We start from the raw sequence: 18,171 nt of genomic DNA, 5'->3' as shown, positions 1-18,171 counted from the left end.
GTCCCCGGAGGGTTAAACATCCCCGCCCGGCTTCTGCCCGGAATCATTGGACTTGCCCAAGTTCGATCTCATCTGGGTGTCGGCTTCGATGTTCTGCAGGTTCATATAGTCCATGACCCCAAGCTTGCCGTCGCGCAGCGCTTCGGCCATCGCAAGCGGCACCTGGGATTCGGACTCGACGACCTTCGCCTTCATCTCGACGACGCGCGCCTTCATCTCCTGTTCCTGGGCAACGGCCATAGCCCGCCGTTCCTCCGCCTTCGCCTGCGCGATTCGCTTGTCCGCTTCCGCCTGCTCGGTCTGCAGATGTGCCCCGATGTTTTTGCCTACATCCACATCCGCGATGTCGATCGACAAAATTTCGAACGCAGTCCCTGCATCCAGCCCTTTGCCAAGCACTGTCCGGGAGATCATGTCCGGATTTTCCAGCACGTCCTTATGCGAATTGCTCGAACCGACCGTCGTAACGATCCCCTCGCCGACCCGCGCGATGATCGTCTCCTCGCCTGCGCCGCCGACGAGCCGGTCGATGTTGGCCCGCACCGTCACCCGGGCGATAACTTTCACTTCAATCCCGTCCTTGGCTACCGCCGACACCGTCGGCGTCTCGATCACCCGCGGATTGACGCTCATCTGGACAGCCTGGAGAACGTCGCGGCCCGCCAGATCGATTGCGGCCGCGCGCTCGAATTCCAGATGGATGTTGGCCCGATGAGCCGCGATCAGCGCATTGACTACGCGGTCCACATTACCGCCTGCCAGGAAGTGACTCTCCAACTGGTTTACCGACACATCGAGGCCGGCCTTTGTCGCTTTGATCAGCGGGTTCACGATACGGCTCGGGATAACCCGTCTGAGACGCATCGCCACAAGTGTAATAATGCCGATGCGAACGCCCGAAGCCAAGGCCGCAATCCACAGCATGACCGGAACGAAAGTAAAAAACACGGACAGCGCGATAATGACTACGACCACCAAAATGAGCATTGAGATGACGCCTGTGTCTATCATAAGCAAAAATCCTCCTTTGCGAATCTGTATCCCTTCTTAGAGCGAAGGGTTCTTGCTGGGTTTTACAACAATACGCGAGCCTTCCACGAGCGTGACGACCACTTGAGAGCCGGCGGGTATAAATTCGCCGTCCGTCACGACATCCAGCTTTTCTTCGCCGAAGGCGGCCGTGCCGGCCGGACGCAGCGGCGTGATCGCAAGACCGGTTTGGCCCAGCAGCTCCACTCGGCTCACCGCGGATACATAACCGGCCTGCGTGGACAAGCTGTCCTTCAGAATAAATCGGTTCCAGACGCCGCGATGCCTGAAGATGCGGAGGACGATGACCGCCACGATAACCGCAAGCACGAAGGCTATGCCGAGGTTCGCCATGCCCAGCTTCATGTTATGAGCGGACAGCACGACACCGCCGAATAAACATAACGCTCCAAGCACGCCCAGGATGCCGAAGCTGGCGACAAACATCTCCATGACCAGCAGCAGCAAACCGGCTATAAACAGCACGACCTCTTCCACCCCCGCGAAGCCCGCCAGGTAATGGCCGAAAAAATAAAGGCCGAATCCCAGCGTTCCAAGAATGCCGGCGATGCCGAACCCGGTGACGAAGAGCTCGATAGCGATGCCCGCGATGCCGATCAGCAGCAGCATGATCGATACCCAGGGCTGAGTGACCCACCGTGAAAGCTTCTCCGCCGGCCCCGGCTCAATCTCCACAAGCGGATGCGCCTCGCCGCGGATAAAGGCCACGACCGCTTGCCGGTCTGCCGCCAGCGCCTCCGCATACCCTACTTTTACCGCTTCCTCGGCAGTAAGCGTCAGAATATCTCCCTTGGCCACTTCGCGGCCGATCTGCGGCAAGGAGATGCCAAGCCGCTTATCCACCATCGCCTCCGCTACATGCGGATCACGGCCGCGCAGCTCTGCAGCAGACTTCATCTGGCCTGACCAGTAGGAAATTACCTTGACCTGCTCGATCTCCCGGCCGGCTCCATCCACAACGGCGGCGGCCCCCATGGAGCTGCCCGGCTCCATCACGATACGGTTCGCATTCAAAGCGATGTAGGTACCTGCCGAAATCGCCTTGCCTCTGATGTAAGCGACGGTCGGAATACCGCTTTCCTTTACCAGCTGCCCGATATTCGCCGCGGATTCCACACTGCCTCCAAGCGTGTCGATCTCCAGGATGATCTCCTTCGCCCTCATCTCCTGCGCTTCGTTCAGAGCTCGCTTCAGAAATTGCTCCAGCCCGCTCTCAATCGTCTGCTTGACCGGTATGACCACAACCGGCGCGGCAAGCGGCGGCGAGGAAGCCGGAGCCTCTGCCGCCGCTTGGGCGCCGAAATGCGGAAGCAGCAGTCCCAGAGCCAGCAGCACCGAGAGCAGCAGCAGCTTGAGCGGGTTCCGCCCCGTAAAGCGCTTCCGCCAATACGGAAGTACGACGTTCATGGCCTAAACCTCCTCACTTAACTGACTTTGCCCGGCGGGGCCAACGCGCAGCTTTTTCTTAGAATTGCCTGTTCAAGCAAGTAATACGCAGCAGACGGAGATACGATTCAAAGAAACCTGAAGAACCTTAAAAGAAGCTTAAAAAAAGCTTAAAATAAAGAAAAACACCCCTGGACTGGAGTGTTTCTCATGATCGTTAAGTAAGCAATTGCTGAACGAACTGATTGACGACTTTGCCGTCAGCTCGTCCTTTTACCTTTGGCATCAATGCGCTCATGACTTTACCCATGTCCGCTTTTGAAGAAGCCCCCACTTCTTGGATGGTCTGCTGTACAATGGCTTTTACTTCTTCATCGGAAAGCTGTTGCGGCATGTATTCCATCAATATAGCGATCTCGGCCCTGAGTGTTTCGGCCAAATCTTCACGACCGGCCTTTTCAAATTCTTGGAGGGAATCTTTGCGCTGTTTGACCTCACGATTCAGAACATCAAGAACTTCTTGTTCCTCCAAGGGTTTTCGCTGATCTATCTCAATGTTCTTGATAGCGGCACGAACCATACGGATAACGGAGAGTTTAAACTTGTCTTGACTCTTCATCGCGAGCTTCATGTCATCGTTTAATCTGTCGCTTAAGCTCATCGATTAAGCCCCCTAGAACTTTCTCTTGCGAGCAGCCTCAGACTTCTTCTTGCGTTTGACGCTAGGCTTCTCATAATGCTTCCGTTTCTTAACCTCCGCCAACACGCCATCTTTAGCGATGGAACGCTTAAAGCGGCGGAGTGCAGCATCTATCGTTTCGTTCTTGCGAACTCGAGTTTCTGACACCAGTTTTCCCTCCCTCCGAACAGACCGTCCAAGACGATAAAAGACATTCATCAAACTTCATTATAGGGCAACGACTAACCAGGTGTCAACCTAGAATAGAAAACTCTTAAAGGAAGGCTCCGCAGCCCTTTTCAGGCGTTCAGCGGCCCCAGCTTTTCCCCTCCAAGCAGATGATAATGCAGGTGAAATACGACTTGTCCGCTGTCCGGTCCGGTATTCGTGATCAAGCGGTAGCCCGAATCGGCCACTCCCCGCTCCTTCGCGATCGTTTGGGCAGCCCGGTGAATGTCGCCGATAAGGGAGAAGTCTTCCCCCTCAAGCCCGTTCACGGACGGGATGTGTTTCTTGGGAATGATCAGCACATGCTCGGGCGCGGACGGCTGAATGTCCAGAAATGCGCATACCCGATCATCTTCGAAAACTTTGGTAGAAGGAATCGTCCCCTCGACGATTTTGCAAAAAATACAATCCACGCTCGTTCCCCTCCTGCATCCTGTATATCTTCCTGAACTCTTATGATACATGAACTTCGGACAAAAGAAAAATGCAAGACGGCGAGCTGTAAAAAGAGGATGTAAAGAGATTTCATCGTGATCGTTAGCTCGGTTTGATCGCTGGATCGCCAGCTCGCCGATTATTTAAGCGCGCCGGAGTGCTTAAAATGCCGAAGCGCAAACGGGTAACCTGCTCTAAGACGCGGGCGGGCCTAGAGTTACACGTGCCGGTCCCATGGGATGAAAAATCAGTGATTAAGACACAGTCCATTGGTGTCAGCTGAGCAGCCCCCGAATTTCTACGCGTCACTCCGTGAGCTTGTCTAGAGAGGCAGCACACTTTTTTCGCGTTTATGCGAGGGTATGCGGTAAGCAGCAAAGCTTACAAATCGCGCCGTAAAAGAGGTTTAACTTCACTTAAAGAGCGATAAAGCGCGGTGAAGCTTTCTGCTCGCAAGAAAAGCCGGCCGCTGCTAAAACACGAATGAATCTCCCTCGAAAGAACTCTTAATCAAGCGTTTTTCTTAATTAGACTTTTAGTCTAATATAGCGTATCATTTCTAGCCGAGTTGGACTATAATGGACGTATACGATCTTTCACGATGGCCGGAGAAGGAGGCAGTCTCATGAGCCGGTTTATGCGCGCGGCAACTCTTAAAAAACGCGAGCAGCTGCTGGAGACGGCGATCAGGCTGTTTATACAGCGGGGCTACGAGCAGGTTTCGGTTGACGACATCATCGCTGCCACCCGTACGTCCAAAGGGACGTTTTACCATTATTTCAAAGGCAAGGACGAAATTCTGCAGGATTTTCCCAAGCGGCAAATGGACATCATCCGCGCCTGGTCAGAGCGCAAGCCGACACAGGTTCCTTCGCTGGAGCGACATATCAACCGGCTGTTTATGGAGCTGGCGGCCCATGCCGCCCCCTCCTCCCGCTTTATCCGCAGCTGGATTGCGCTCTCTATGCAGAATGACAGTCTAAAATCGGCGATGGACGATCTGCGGTCCGAGCTGCATGAAGCCATCCTGCGCTGGCTGCCGGAGCCCGGCAAAGCCGGCGCTCTTGTCACAGCTTACTTCGGTTCCTTGATGGTGTGGTGCTCCCGGCAGGACGAAAGCGAGCTTACCGAGCAGGTGCGGCTGCAATTGAATTGGACCTGGTCCGGTATCCGCCATGAAGCTAACCCGACTGCAGCTGAGAAAGACATCGAAACGAAAGGGGATTATCAAATGAAAACAGCTATCATCGGCGGCGGCCTTGCAGGCCTCACTGCCGCAGCTTACTTATCCGAACACCACGGCATCCAAGGTGTTTTATTCGAAAGAAGCCCGCAGCTCGGCGGACGCGCCTTTACTTACGAAAAAGCCGGCTTCACCCTGAACTACGGAGCGCACGCCGTCTACGGCATCGACCGCCACAAGCTGACTGTGATGGAGCGAGAGCTTGGCTTGTCGTTCAGCTCCAAGCAGGTCGACAAGCGAAAAGTCATGTATGCCAAAAATGGGCAGCTGACTCCGGCTCCGCTCGACTTCGTCAATCTGATGCGGACCGATCTGCTTAACACCATGCAAAAAATGCGCTTCGTCGGCGAAATTACGGCCATCATCGCCAATATCCATCAGCTTCGCAACTATCCGACGCTTGGCGATTATTTGGCCGAATCCAACGCCGACGAGGATGTGAAGGAGCTGTGGGAGCATTTGGTCTGCTCCAACTTTTTCATCGCTCCGGAGGAAGCCCGCAAGGTCCCGGGATCGGTCATCAGCGATTATTATCAAAATCTGTTTCTGTCAAGCCGCCCGGTCAACTATGTGCTCGGAAGCTGGGCGGTCATCACCAACCAGCTCAAGCAAAAAATCGAGCAATCGGGCAATTGGAGCATCGCGCTTCAGGAAGGGGTCGAAAGCATCCGCTATGCGGACCGCCAGTATATCCTCAAGACGAAAAACCGCGAGGAAGCGTTCGACCGCGTTATTTTCGCCATGCCGGTGCAGCAGGTATGCAAGCTGCTCAAGGATACGCCGTGGGAGCCTTTCCTGTCCCCTTATGAAAATAACAGCTCCACCGAGGTCATGGTATACGATATCGGTCTGAAGCATGTCGTCGCCCGTCCCTTCAGCTACATCAGCGACATGGACAATAAGCTGTTTATCAGCGATGTATCAGCCACCGACCATACGCTTGTTCCCGAAGGCGGCCAGCTGCTGCAAGGCATCGCCTATCTGAGCGACTCCTTCACGGATGAAGCGGAGCGCAAGGCATATCTGGAGAAAAAGACGCAGCAGATGGAAGCCCTCTTCGACGAGTATTACCCCGGATGGCGCGAAGCGACGGAGGTCAAGCGCGTCTCGAAGAAGGCGATGGTCGCCAGCGTCAAGAACATTGCCGGCAATCGTCTGCTGCCCACGCGCGTGGAAAGCGTGCCGTTTTATTTTTGCGGAGACGGATGCGAAGGCAAAGGAGAGCTGGCCGAACGCGCCTTCTCCACCGCCAGACAGGCGGCAAAGTCGGTGATCGAGGAGCTCACGGTCCACTCCTGAGCATACAGCTTCGCGTCAAGTCTGAAGGATGTGCGTCAAGTCTGAAGGATGTGCGTCAAGCCTAAAACTTGCGTCAGGCCTATTCATTCAAGCTCAAAAAAAGCTCTCAGGAACTTCCCGAGGCCACTGAAGAACTAAGCTAAATTTTCACCCCGTCATATGGAGTAGAGCAAAAGAAGGCATTTGCCCGAAAATTCGGTGCAGATGCCTTCTTTTTGAGCTATATTCCCCTCTGGATTAGCCACGTACTCTTAATCCGCTAGCTTCAAAATTCGCTTGAGGTTTACGGCGAAAATGGTCATACCTCCTTGCAGTTGCATACCAAGCAGACCCGAGGATGTAGCTACATCATACCCGTATCCATGTTTGAGTTCGCTGTTCTTTGCCTCGATTTTGTAGCGTTCCTTGAATTTGACCTTGAAATACGCCGTCTCATGAAACGCCATTTGTTCCGAATGCGCGTCGGACTTAATACTCACGGAGTAGGTCTTGCTCCGAGATCCCTTTTTGTAGCAGCCTCCCTTAAACGGACAACGCTTGCAGATCTCTACGTCGAAGTAGTAGGTGTCCGCCTGGTTTTTGCCTGCGGTAATGATGCGTTCCTCGGTCATCGCCAGATGCGTCTTGTAACCGAAAAAGGCCGAGTCTGCGCTCTTGTGTCCCAAGCGTGCATCCGGGTCGGCGGCCAGACGAAGCTGCTCCACGTCATCCTCCACGATCTCTTTCAAAAGGTTCAACGGCTCCGTAATCTTAGGCACCTGTGTACTCCCGTTTCCGTTTCGATGAACGTGATGAGCTTTTGACAATACGCCATTTCGTCCTCTAACACATCGTTTGTGTTCTTAGCCGGCATGCGAACTTTGACCGATTCGTCCATAGCATACATAGCCTTCCGCAGCTTCTTAGCCTGGTCTTGCAGGATTTCCCGCGGCGACTTCTGGTTGTAACATGCTTTCGTGTGGGTGGCGTCTAGTCAGAGAGCTGGGCTCGATGACCGGATCTTCCGGTGCCATGTCCAGAAAGAACTTAAAGGACAGATCGTACCGCGAGCGCTCCACAATGTCTACATCCGACAGCTCGAAGATGGCCTTGAGCAGCATGTATTTAAACATACGAATGGGGTCGATGGCGTTTCGGCCAGTGTGGTGGCAATACTTGTCTTTGAGTTCCTCGTATATAAAGGTGAAATCCACCAGTTCGTTGATCTGACGCAGCATGTTGTCCTTTGGGATCAGCATATCGTACAGCTTGGCGTATGGACTAAGCATCAGTGATTGTTGTTGCCGGATCATTCGCTCACCCACTTTCTGTGATGCCTTAATCATAAACGAAAAAAGGCACAGTCTCCTCAATTTCTTGAGTGACTGTACCTTTTTTTGAGACGCACTTTTTCAGTGGCCTCGAACTTCCCCTGAGAGCTTTTTGGGCTTTTTTTGAATGGCTGCGCTCCGAGACCAGCCGCTTTCGAAAGCTAGGCCAAGCGGTCCCATATCCCGGCCAAACGGCCGAGTTGCAGCTTGATCCATCCCAGCCAGCCTGTCGTCGGTGATTCTTCGGCTGCATCCGCTTTCGCATCGGTGTCCGCGTTGTCTGCGCGGTCTGCGCTGCCCGTTCCCGTCGAAGCGGCGGAGGCGCTCATAACCGGAGCGTGTGCAACCGCAGACGCGGAAACCGCTGAGGCCGAAGCTTGACCGTTGCTGCGGATCTGCACGGTCCGTGTCGTTCCGTCCCAGCTAACGACTCCGCCAAAGGCTTCGCTTGCGAAGCGCGCAGGCACTAGCGTCGAGCCGCCGATCAGTTGAGCCGGCACTTCCAGCGTCACCGGCTTGTTGTCCACGTACGCCTCCCGGCTGCCGATGGCTATGGAAACGACCTTGGAACCTTTGCGGGCCGTAGCCGTTTTGGTGGCGGCATTCCATTCAACCGTCGCGCCCATAGCTTCAAACACGGCCCGTATAGGCGCAAGCGTATTCCCTTCCCGGATTACCGGGGGCTGCTCGAAGGTCAAGTCCTTGCCGTTAAGCGCAATCGATATCCCGGAGGTTAGCGGGAACGACTTGGATGCCACCTGCCGGCCCGATTTGTTGTATACGGTTAACCCGAGAACGGAGCCGTCCGGCACCTGTCCCGCCTTCAGCTGCAGTCCGTAGGGCGGCGCCGTCTGCTCCTCGAGGAGCTTGCCGTTCAACGAAAACGCGATTTTCCCGATGTAAATATCCGGAATCTTTACAAATGGCGTTATGCTCGCCTGCTTATAAAAAACTCTCCCGTCCTCCAGCGGAACGAGTCCGGTCTGATCGGACGGCTTGGCCCCCTGCTCTATCTTCGTCAAATAATAAGAAGGAGCGATCAGCTTCTTGTACAGGCTCATCATGGCGTCATTGTCGCGAAGCAGGTAGTTGTTTTTACTCTCCGACATCTCCAGATTTACGTTGAAGTAGGTCACGGACTTCAGCCGGGGGTATTTGTACGGCATAATTCCATACAGGCGCTGCAAATTCAGCGTTCCGTAATCGGTGAACGATTCCTTCGGAATATTCGCGTAATGGGATACGGCCGTCTCGCTGATCATGATCGGCTTGCGCTCTGCGTAAGTCCGGTACAAATAATCCAGCCTCTCGACAGGACTTGTGGCTTGCATATTTCCCTGCTGCGGATCGCCGTTTTCGTACGGCTCGCTGTACAGGCTGACGCCTACCCAGTCCACGTAGTCGTCTCCCGGGTAATACGCATCCATCGAGTACATCGGCACATCCCCCGGACTCCAAACCATCGCTACGTTGGGCGCTTCCTGTTCCATGATGTCATGCACCATCCGGAAGCTCCGGATGTATTTGTCCGGGTCGCCGTGCCAGGGAATCCAATTGCCGTTCATTTCGCTGGCATAGCGGAGGAAGATTGGAATCCCAGCCGCCTTGGCTTCCTTCGCCCATTGACGAACGACCGCATCCGTAACGGCGTCCAGTCCGTTCATCGGCTCCCAGCCAATCTGCAGCCCGGCTCCCGCCTGTTTGGCGCGGTCAGCATATTGCTTGGGAAACGGCTTGCCGACCTGCGTATAGGCTAAATACAAAGCATGCTTCTTCCCGTATATCGACTCGGAACGGTCGAAGTAATTCAGCATCTTCGGGTCGCGTTCCGTATACATCCCGATGTACATCCCGTATTCGGGCTCGAACTTGGCCAGCTTGCCGCCAGCCGGAAGCGCTCTGCGGCGCAGCGCCTCGGTATCCGAAGTGGAGATATAGGCCTCGACGATCGTGCGGATCTGCTCGGCCCGCTGCAAATCGACAGCGCCCCAGTCCTTCCCGTCCTTCAGCCAATACTGATTCTCCAGCTCGTAGTAGGCGATGGCCCTCTCGTAATCGCCGACAGAGTCAAAGTAGACGTTAAGCCGCCCGCAAAATAAAGCGGCGTTCTGCCAATCTCCGATGCCCGCATAATGATTCACCAAAAACTCCCAGTGCGGCACCGCTCCGGCCGCGTTGCCTGCAGCAACCGCCTTGTCGGCAGCCTGCCAGCGGTTCCAGATCTCGTCGGCATGCGCCGGCGCGACCCCGGCGAGCAGCAGGCCGGCTCCCAGCGCCGCTGCCAGGAAAGAGCGGGCTGCAGCAGACCTTCTCTTCGCCGGCGGCCGGGCAGCCTCTTTACCGCTATCGGCCTTTTCGGTCCAAGCTGCCGCGCTTGCGTTGGTCGTACCCTGTCTTGACGCGGTTGTTTGTCGTGTTCGCTTCATCTCATCTGCCCCCTCCTGCTTGTCGCCTTCATGTCTTTATAGTATATATCACCAAGTATGCGCTCAGCGACAAGCTTATGTACGGAAAAAGCCTGATCGCGTTTCTCAAACGGCCTTCACGTTTCGCAAGACCCGGACCGCCGCCGCGCTACATCGTCTCCAGCACAACCCGGCTGCCTCGTCCGCCTGGCTCTGCCGGAAGCACAACAAGCCGGCGCGGCAGCCTGGCGCGCAGCTCGGGCACATGGCTGATGACCCCCACGGAAAGCTTGTCCATATGCAGCTTCTCCAGAGCGGTTACGACCGCGTCAAGCAGCTCGGGGTCCAACGTACCGAACCCTTCGTCCAGGAAAAAAAATTCGAGCGGATACTGGCCCTTGAGCTGAATTTGCGTCGATAGCGCCAGCGCCAGCGACAGGGATGTCAAGAAGGTCTCTCCGCCGGACAACGTCGTCACCGGACGGCGGGTTCCGCCGTTGGCATCATCCCGGATGACGAAGCCGCTGCCCGAGTCCACCTCGATGGCATATTTGCGGCGCGTCAGCTGACCCAGCCGCTCGGAGGCGGCCCGGCTGACATGCATCAGCTGCTCCTCGGCCAAATACTCGACGAACGCATTGCCTCTCAGCACCCCCTGGAGCTTGCCCAGCAGCGTAAGCTCCTGCTGCAGCTCCTCGCGGCGCTTCTCCAGCTCCAGCCAGCGCCCGTGCTTCCTTCGAAGCTCCTCGCAGTCCCTCTCCGCTCTCGCAGCGGCCTGAAGCGCCTCTTCATCCTGCCGCTTGCAGGCAGCCAGCTGGCGCTCGGTAAGTTCCCAGGCTTCGTCCGACACGGAACGGCCGGCGAGCAAGGCATCCAGCTCCTGAAGCCGGACAGCCGCTTGATGCTCCTGCTTGCCGTGGTTCTCTACTTCACGGCTCCAGGCGGAGATTTGCTCGGCGGAGAGCAGCGCCGCTTCCACATCGGCCTCTGCCGCAAAGCCTGCAGCTCCGGACAGCTCAAGCCATTCTTGATGCGTCTGCGCCTCAAGCGCAGCCGCCGATTGCTCTGCCTGCGCGGCTGCGGCGGTTCGGGCGGCGGCCGCCTGATGAGCGGCCAGCGACAGCTCTCGGCGCTGATTGGCCGCGCCCGCCTCCTCGCGCAGCCGCAGCAGCTCGGCATTGGCCTCTGCGGCCAAGCGGGCCGGGTCGCCGTCGCCCGCCAGTCCGTGCAGGCGCTCCGACTGAAGCTTAAGCTGGCGTTCCAGCGCTTCCTGCTCGGCAACTACCCGTACGGCGTGCTTCTCCAGCTCTGTCTGCTCCAGTTGGAGCTGCTGCAGTCGGGCATCCTTCTCCTGCAAGAAGGAGACGCTTTTCTCCAGCCGCTGGCGAATATCCTCAGCCGCCTCCTCCTGACGCCTCCCCTGCTCGGCAAGGGCCGGAACTTGCGCCGGCTCCCATTCCGGGTACTCGGCCTGCCATGTCTTGTTTTGGGCGGCAAGCGCCTGCCCCCACTCCTCCGCCTTCTTCTCTTCGGCGGCAAGCGCTGCTTGCAGCGTCTGAAGCCTCGTCTCCAGCTCCTGCCGCCTGCGCTCGCCTTGCCGGTATTGCTGGAGAAGCTCCTGCCATCCGCTCTCAAGCTCGTCCGTCGCTCGCTCCAAGCGGCGAAGCCTTCTTATGCAATCCGCGTGCGCAGCGGCCAACGAGGCAGAAAATTCCCGGCTAAGATGCTCGGCCAATTGTCCGAAAACAGGTGCGGAGATATCCGCATCCCCTTCGCCGCTCCGACGGTTCGCCGCCTCAGCGCCTATTCCGGTCAGACCGGCTGCCGCCTGCAGCCGCGCTTCCCGCAGCTCCCGCTGCGAAGAAGCGGCCCCCTCCGCAGCCTCCGCCTCGAACAGCTGCTCGCACTGGCGCTCCAGCGAATCCAGCCGCTGCAGCAGCCTGCGCGCGGCGAACTGCTCCTCCCGCGTCTGCTTGCGGCACAACTCCAGCTCGGCGGCTTCCCTCGTCCGCCGCTCGGACTCGCTATCCGCCTCTGCCGCCGGCAGCTGCCCGTCCGCCGGTCCCGACTGGGCAGCCGCAGCTTCCGGGCCTTCGCTGCGCGCATGGGCTTCCCGCGCCGGATGCTCCAGCGAGCCGCAGACCGGGCAAGGCTCCCCGGCCTGAAGCTGCGCGGCAAGCGCCTGGGCCATCGCCTCCCGCTCGGCCGCCAGCTCCCGCCTCCGGCGGAGCTCCTCCTCGCGGCCTCCGGCCTGCTCGAGCTCCTGCAGCCTCGCCTCGGCGGCAGCGGCTCCCTGGCGCAGCTCTGCGGCGCGCCCGAGCCAGCCGGCTGCCCGCTCGCTCCAGGCCCGCTCCTGCTCGGCCAGCTCCTGCAGCCGCTGCCTCTCGCGCACGGCTTCCTGCCGCTGCCCCTCCGCCGCCGCTTGCCGCTCGGCGGTCAGAGCAGCCGTGCGTTCCAGCTCGCGCGCAGCCTGCAGCGCTTCCTGCAGCCGCCTCCGGGCGGCGGCGGGCGTCTCGACGCGCGCCAGCTCCGCCTTGAGCTGCGCCTGCCGCAGCTGCGCCTTCTCGCGCAGCTCGCGCTCGCGCGCCTCCTCGGCGCGCTGCGCGGCCAGCCCCGCTTGCGCCCGGCCGGCTTCGGCGGCCAGCTCGGCCAAGCGCTCGCGGGCCGCGGCCAGCTCAGCCGCCAGCTCCGCGGCGTAGCGCAGCTGCTCGAGCCGCGCGGCGAGCGGCGCCTCCCGGGCCGCCAGCGCCTCGCGGGCGGCCTGATGCGCGGCCTCCGCGGCCTCGAGCGAGCGCTGCGCGCCGGCCAGCGCGGCCGAAGCCGCCGCGGACGCCGCGCTGGCGTCCGCGAGCTGCGCGCGCGCGGCCAGCCGCCGGCGCAGCAGCGGGCGCAGCCGCTCGGCCTCGGCTGCGCGGGCGAGCCGTGCAGCCAGCGCGGCTATGCGCGGCGCTTCGGCGGCGAGGCTCGCCCGGCGCTCGGCTTGCGCGCCGCGCTCGCGCTGCAGCTCGAGCAGCGCGCGCTGCTCCGCCGCCAGCCGCTCGCAGGCGGCCAGCGCCTCGCGGGCCGCGCGGGCGGCCGACTGCGCCGCCGCAAGCCTTGCTTCAGCCTCGCTTACAGCCTCCTGCGAGGCGTCGCCCAAGCCCTGCTGCTCCGCTTGCAGCTGCTTCACACCCGCATCCGCCTGCTTGTAGCGGGCGGATGTCTTGGCTGTCAGCCGATCGCCGTACGGCTCCAGGTGAAACAACCGCTGGAGCATCGCGCGGCGGTCCTTGCCCGCCAATGTCAGAAACTCCGCGAATTTGCCCTGAGGCAGCACAACCGCGCGGGTAAAGTCGGCCATCGAGAGCCCGAGCAGCTCCTGCACTTGCCCGTTAACTTCCCCCGCCTTGTCGGCCAGTACAACCGTCTCCCCGTCCTGCTGCCGGATCAGCCGGCAAACGCTGCCCAGCATCGACTGGTCGCCGCTGCGCTTGAACTGCCGGTCCACCCGGTAGCGGACCGGACCGCCCGGCGAAGACAGCTCGAAGCCGAAGGATACGGAGAGCACATCCTCCGCCTGATTCATCACCGCCTGCGTGCCGCTCGGCGCGCGCTCCACCTTGCCGAACAAGGCCAAGGTGATCGCATCCAGCAGCGAGGACTTGCCGCTGCCGGTAGGCCCGAAGATGCCAAACACCCCCGCTCCCGTCAAAGCCGTGAAATCAATCTCCTGCAGCTCTCGATAGCTTTGCAGCCCTGTAATTTGCAGCGATATGGGTCTCATTCCAATTCCTCCTCTGGAAGGACGGCCGCAGCCGGCAGCGCCGGTTCTGCAGCCATCCTTCGTCTTCCGCTCCCTTGTAGCAGGGCATCAGCCAAGCCGCTACATGCCGGTGCGTGTATCCGCCCTCATCCGCAAGCAGCTCCAGAATCAGCGGCCCCCCGGCTGAACCCCCTGCTACATGCCGGAAGCCGCGTCATCGTCCTCGTCCGCCAGCAGCTCCAGAAACAGCCGGGTCAGCTCCGGCTCCGGCTGAGCGCCGCCGGTCTGCCGCTCATAGAACCGGCGAAACAGCTCGTCCATCGGCAACTTCGCCACCTGGCGGACCTGGTCGGCTTCCGCCTGCAGCTCCGGATAAACGGGCCGGATATGAATAAACCCTTCCCGCGCCTGCCTGAGCCGGTGAATCTGCTCCAGAGAGATCGTCTCCTGCAGATGCAGCTCCAGGTCGATCCAGGCGCTCGCATCCTTGCCCTCGTCCAGCCAGCTATGTACCTCGGCCAGACCTCCGCGCGCCGTCCACTCCACCAGAGGGCGTCCGCAGCCAAGGTAGATTTCCTCGAGCGTGGGCGCCTCTCCCGGCTTCATATCGACAATCGTAACCGACTTCGCTTGTCCCGCTTCGGAGAAGCTGTACGCAAGCGGCGAGCCGCTGTACCGGAGCAGGCAATCCCCGCTCGTCTGCTGCTGCGGCCGGTGAAGATGGCCAAGCGCCGCGTAGCTTACGCCCGTCGACAGCGCGGAGGCGTCGACCGTATAAGCTCCGCCGACCTGAATCGGGCGCTCCGAGTCCGTTTCCTTGCCTCCCATCACGTACAGATGGCTCATCAGCAAATTGACCGTATCCGGGCCGAAATGCCGGGCCTGCTCCTGTACAAGATGCCGCACCCGATCCGAATAGGCGGCCCGCAGCAAGGCCTCGTCCGTCCCTTCCGTCAGCAGCTCCTTCAGCCGCGCCTCGGAAGGATAAGGCAGAGCGAACAGCATGGCTGTCTCCTCCGTCCGCGGGATCGCTATCCGGTGCACGCGATTCTCCGGCAAGCCGATCAGCTTGACGCCCAGCTTGTCCGCAAGCGGGGCCGCCGCCGCCAGCCTGTCAGGATGATCGTGGTTGCCGGCAATCACGTACACCGGCCGGCTTCCTTGATCCGATAGACGGGCTAGCGCCTCATAAAACAATTGCTCGGCCGCCGCCGGCGGATTCACGGAATCGTACACATCGCCCGCAAGCAAAATGAGGTCGATCCTGCTGTCACGGACGATCGACGCCAACTCGTCTACGAACGCCTCCTGCTCGGCGAGCCGGCTCCGTCCTTCCAGCGTGCGTCCAAGATGCCAATCCGCCGTATGCAATATGCGCATGCCTTGCTCCCCCTTCTTCTTTTAACGCACCCTCTGTCCTCGACTTCTACCCTTCAACTGCACCCCGGCAGTTCTGTGAACCATTGCTTACAGCTCCACCAGATGAGCCCCGTCGAACAAGAAAACAAATGTCTCCTTGACCGGCTTCTTCCAAATGGCCTCCACCGCTCTGGCATACAGCTCAAGCTGCAGCCTGTACTTCTCGGCCAGCTTGCGGGGCGGGACGCCCTTCAGCCGGTCCGTCTTGTAATCGACCAGCACGAAGCCGTCTCCTTCGTCGATCAGACAGTCGATGACTCCCTGCAGCATCACGATATCTTCCGCTCCCTCCGGGTCCGCCTGCCGGTAGATGTCCGCTGCCGGCATTCCGAAGCTGAAGGGAAGCTCCCGGTAAACCCGCTGCGCGGCCAGCAGCCGTTCACCGAGCGTGCTCGAATAGAAGGATACGATCACCTGGGGGTCTACGAGCGCCCGCTGCTCTTCTGTCAGCAGCTCCCGCAGCACCATATCGGCCAGCGTGTTTTCCACATCTTCTGTCCGGGGCAGCCGGCTGAGGGAAATATGCTGCATCACAGCATGGAACACCGAGCCCCGTTCGGCAGCGTTCAGCTCCCGCTGCTCCAGGAAGCGGGGTCTGCGCACGATCAGCGGCCTGAAGCTGCCGTTCGCCGCTTGATAACCGGCTCCGTTCACGCCGCCGCCGGACCCGTCCCACCCAGACATCAAGCCCGGCTGCTCTTCGTTGACCCGCTCCCCCAATAATGGAGCTTTCGGAGGCTCTGCGCCGGTCCTATCCCCGATTGCCGACGCTTCCAGCGGCGGCTCCGGACTCTCCCGGTTCCAATAGGCGGAAGCAGGCTCGTCCCCGAACAGCTCCAGCAGCTTCTCATGCTCCGTAAGCCGCTTGAGCTCGGTGACCGACGTCTTGGAGAACATATGGGTCGCTTCCCGGTATCCGTATTCCCAGGACAGCCGCTTCCATACTTCCGGCTCCCACCGTTCGGTTCCTTCTACCGGCTCATGGCGCTCTACGGCGAGCCAACGCGGATCGTCCTCGACAGACTCCGCTGCGGTTGCCGCCTCCGCGATATGAGCAAACCTGTCCGGGCTCAGCACGTGAACCGTCCACTGCGACGGCTCCCGGCCCATCGACGGAGACGTCTTCTCGTCCAGACCGATCGCTTGGCGCAATACGTCTCCGTCCGGATGACGCATGATCGCAGGTCCGATCCAGTCAAGGTAGCATTTGGCGGCAGCCAGCGTATCGTCCGGCAGCGTCTGCCCGCTGTAGCCGACATAACGCGCCCAGGAGGCAAGCTGCTTCTCCAGCCCGCGAACGGTGGCGACCAGAATCAGCTTTTCTTTGGCCCGCGTCAGCGCTACGTACAGCACTCTCATCTCCTCGGCCAGCATCTCCATCCGGATCTTCTGCTTGATCGCCAGCCAAGGCAGCGTCGGGTAGCTGAAGCGGCTTGCGGGGTCCATCAGCTTCGGACCGAAGCCCAGCTCCTTGTGCAGCAGGAAAGCATCCGTCAGCTCCCGGCGATTGAACATTTTGCCGCAGCCGGCGACAAATACGACGGGAAATTCGAGTCCCTTGCTTTTATGGATCGTCATGATCCGCACGACGTCCTCCTGCTCGCCAAGCGCTCGGGCCGTGCCAAGGTCGCCCCCGGTATCCTGCATTCTTTCTATGAACCGGAGAAACCGGAACAGCCCCCGCAAACTCGTAGCCTCGTACTGCTGAGCGCGGTCGTATAAAGCGCGCAGGTTCGCCTGACGCTGCTCGCCGCCCGGCAGCCCTCCGACGAAGTCGAAATATCCTATATCCCGGTATATCGTCCAGATCAGCTCGGCGAGCGGTCCCTGCAGCGATTGCATCCTCCATACGCCGAGGGCGCCCAGAAACCGCTGCAGCTTGTCCTTAAGCAAGCTGTCCGCATCCGTGGCCTTCGGTTCCGCCGGCACATACAACGCTCTAGCCGGCAGTACGGCCTCTTCGTTCCTGCCTGCCCGCTCCAGCAGTCTTTCGGCCAGACGCTCTTCTTCCGCATCCTCTATATCCGCCGTTCCCGGCTCTGCCGCTCCTTGCGATGTATCCGCATCGGAAGCGCGGAAGGCAAAGCTGCGTACCGCATCGAAATAAGAGCCGCTCCTGCGGGCGATCCGGATCGCCGCCAACTCCTCTTCGGTCAGACCGACAAGCGGGGAACGAAGCACCCCGGCAAGCGGAATATCCTGATACGGATTATCGATGATCTTGAGCAGCGAAAGCACGACTTGTACCTCTGTCGCCGTAAAATAGCCGGTATTAAGCTCCGCATATGCGGGGATGCCCTGCTGCCTGAGCTCCTCGACCAGCACAGGCGCCCACTGCTGGGTTGCCCGGAGCAGCACGACGATATCGCGGTAAGCGATATCCCGCATGCCCTTTGACTGCTTGTCGAACACTTGGCGTTTGCCTCGGCCGCCTTCGCCCATCATGCTGCGTATGCGTTCGGCCATAAATCTGGCCTCGAGCTGCGCCGTCTCCAGATCCTTCGCCTCGGACGCTCCGTCCGGCCCGGAAGAAGCGTTGTCTTCCGTCTCGGCGTCGGCGTCTGCCACCCTCGGCTCCGTGGGTTCGGCGGACGATCGGTCGATCAGCACCAGCTCCGGCGCCCCGCTCTCCCCTTCAGCCGGCGGGTAGGCCGCTCCATAGACAAGCTCCGCCCGCTCGTCGTAGTCAATCTCTCCGACGCTTTCTTTCATCACCTGACGGAATATATAGTTCGTTCCGTCCACTACCTCCTGACGGCTCCGGAAATTCCGGGCCAAATCGATCCGCTGCCCGGGCTCCGCTCCGTCCAGCCGGTAGCTTTTGTATTTCTCTTGAAACAAGCCTGGCTCTGCGAGCCGGAAACGATAGTAGGGTAAGCCCCCCGCGCCTTCTCCCGTTGCCGGGACAGGTTTCGCAGAACTCCCCTCCGAACCGTACGTACTTGTCTCCAAGTATACGGCTCTCCGCTTGTCAT

10 protein-coding genes and 1 pseudogene are annotated in these 18,171 nt (G+C 59.7%); 1 reads left to right on the top strand and 10 read right to left on the bottom strand.

Annotated elements, in window-relative coordinates; all coding sequences use genetic code 11:
• Positions 1-12 precede the first annotated feature (12 nt).
• The 5 genes from floA to BLR08_RS07985 all read right to left on the bottom strand — a co-directional run bounded on the left by floA (position 13) and on the right by BLR08_RS07985 (position 3,756).
• Entirely contained in the window at positions 13-1,011 is a 999-nt protein-coding gene (floA, locus tag BLR08_RS08005) for a flotillin-like protein FloA (RefSeq protein WP_305367645.1), read from the bottom strand.
• A gap of 36 nt (positions 1,012-1,047) precedes the next feature.
• Positions 1,048-2,457, bottom strand: a complete 1,410-nt coding sequence (locus BLR08_RS08000) for an NfeD family protein (protein WP_072328661.1) — start codon at positions 2,455-2,457, stop codon at positions 1,048-1,050.
• A 196-nt stretch (positions 2,458-2,653) separates the two neighbouring features.
• A complete protein-coding gene (locus BLR08_RS07995; RefSeq protein WP_072328660.1) occupies positions 2,654-3,097 on the bottom strand; it encodes a GatB/YqeY domain-containing protein in 444 nt (147 codons plus the stop codon).
• A 12-nt stretch (positions 3,098-3,109) separates the two neighbouring features.
• Entirely contained in the window at positions 3,110-3,283 is a 174-nt protein-coding gene (gene rpsU, locus BLR08_RS07990) for a 30S ribosomal protein S21 (protein WP_010491812.1), read from the bottom strand.
• Positions 3,284-3,414: 131 nt separating this feature from the next.
• Positions 3,415-3,756 carry a histidine triad nucleotide-binding protein gene (locus tag BLR08_RS07985; RefSeq protein WP_072328659.1) on the bottom strand — a complete coding sequence of 114 codons (342 nt, stop codon included), beginning with the start codon at positions 3,754-3,756 and terminating at the stop codon, positions 3,415-3,417.
• A 647-nt stretch (positions 3,757-4,403) separates the two neighbouring features.
• Here BLR08_RS07985 and BLR08_RS07980 point away from each other — a divergent pair.
• On the top strand, positions 4,404-6,320 hold the full coding sequence (locus tag BLR08_RS07980) for an FAD-dependent oxidoreductase (RefSeq protein ID WP_072328658.1): 1,917 nt from the start codon (positions 4,404-4,406) through the stop codon (positions 6,318-6,320).
• A 251-nt stretch (positions 6,321-6,571) separates the two neighbouring features.
• On the opposite strand, the pseudogene BLR08_RS07975 reads toward BLR08_RS07980, so the two are convergent.
• From BLR08_RS07975 to BLR08_RS07955, 5 genes and pseudogenes are all read right to left on the bottom strand, one after another.
• A pseudogene (locus BLR08_RS07975) lies at positions 6,572-7,612 on the bottom strand (transposase).
• Positions 7,613-7,791: 179 nt separating this feature from the next.
• Entirely contained in the window at positions 7,792-10,056 is a 2,265-nt protein-coding gene (locus BLR08_RS07970) for a stalk domain-containing protein (protein WP_083536765.1), read from the bottom strand.
• 148 nt (positions 10,057-10,204) lie between these two features.
• A complete protein-coding gene (locus BLR08_RS07965) occupies positions 10,205-13,798 on the bottom strand; it encodes an AAA family ATPase (protein ID WP_072328657.1) in 3,594 nt (1,197 codons plus the stop codon).
• 174 nt (positions 13,799-13,972) lie between these two features.
• Positions 13,973-15,157 carry an exonuclease SbcCD subunit D gene (locus tag BLR08_RS07960; protein ID WP_072328656.1) on the bottom strand — a complete coding sequence of 395 codons (1,185 nt, stop codon included), beginning with the start codon at positions 15,155-15,157 and terminating at the stop codon, positions 13,973-13,975.
• 87 nt (positions 15,158-15,244) lie between these two features.
• On the bottom strand, positions 15,245-18,148 hold the full coding sequence (locus BLR08_RS07955) for a 3'-5' exonuclease (protein WP_371117146.1): 2,904 nt from the start codon (positions 18,146-18,148) through the stop codon (positions 15,245-15,247).
• Positions 18,149-18,171: the final 23 nt, after the last annotated feature.

It is taken from the genome of Paenibacillus sp. cl123 (assembly GCF_900101595.1).
Lineage (GTDB): Bacteria > Bacillota > Bacilli > Paenibacillales > NBRC-103111 > Paenibacillus_G.
Note: the sequence above shows the minus strand (reverse complement) of the source record. Positions and strands in the feature narration are given on the sequence as shown.

Excerpts from the sequence above, each read along its gene's own strand:
- floA (WP_305367645.1), bottom strand. The coding sequence starts at position 1,011 with ATGATAGACACAGGCGTCATCTCAATGCTCATTTTGGTGGTCGTAGTC.
- BLR08_RS08000 (WP_072328661.1), bottom strand. The coding sequence starts at position 2,457 with ATGAACGTCGTACTTCCGTATTGGCGGAAGCGCTTTACGGGGCGGAAC.
- BLR08_RS07995 (WP_072328660.1), bottom strand. The coding sequence starts at position 3,097 with ATGAGCTTAAGCGACAGATTAAACGATGACATGAAGCTCGCGATGAAG.
- BLR08_RS07980 (WP_072328658.1), top strand. The coding sequence starts at position 4,404 with ATGAGCCGGTTTATGCGCGCGGCAACTCTTAAAAAACGCGAGCAGCTG.
- BLR08_RS07970 (WP_083536765.1), bottom strand. The coding sequence starts at position 10,056 with ATGAAGCGAACACGACAAACAACCGCGTCAAGACAGGGTACGACCAAC.
- BLR08_RS07965 (WP_072328657.1), bottom strand. The coding sequence starts at position 13,798 with ATGAGACCCATATCGCTGCAAATTACAGGGCTGCAAAGCTATCGAGAG.
- BLR08_RS07960 (WP_072328656.1), bottom strand. The coding sequence starts at position 15,157 with ATGCGCATATTGCATACGGCGGATTGGCATCTTGGACGCACGCTGGAA.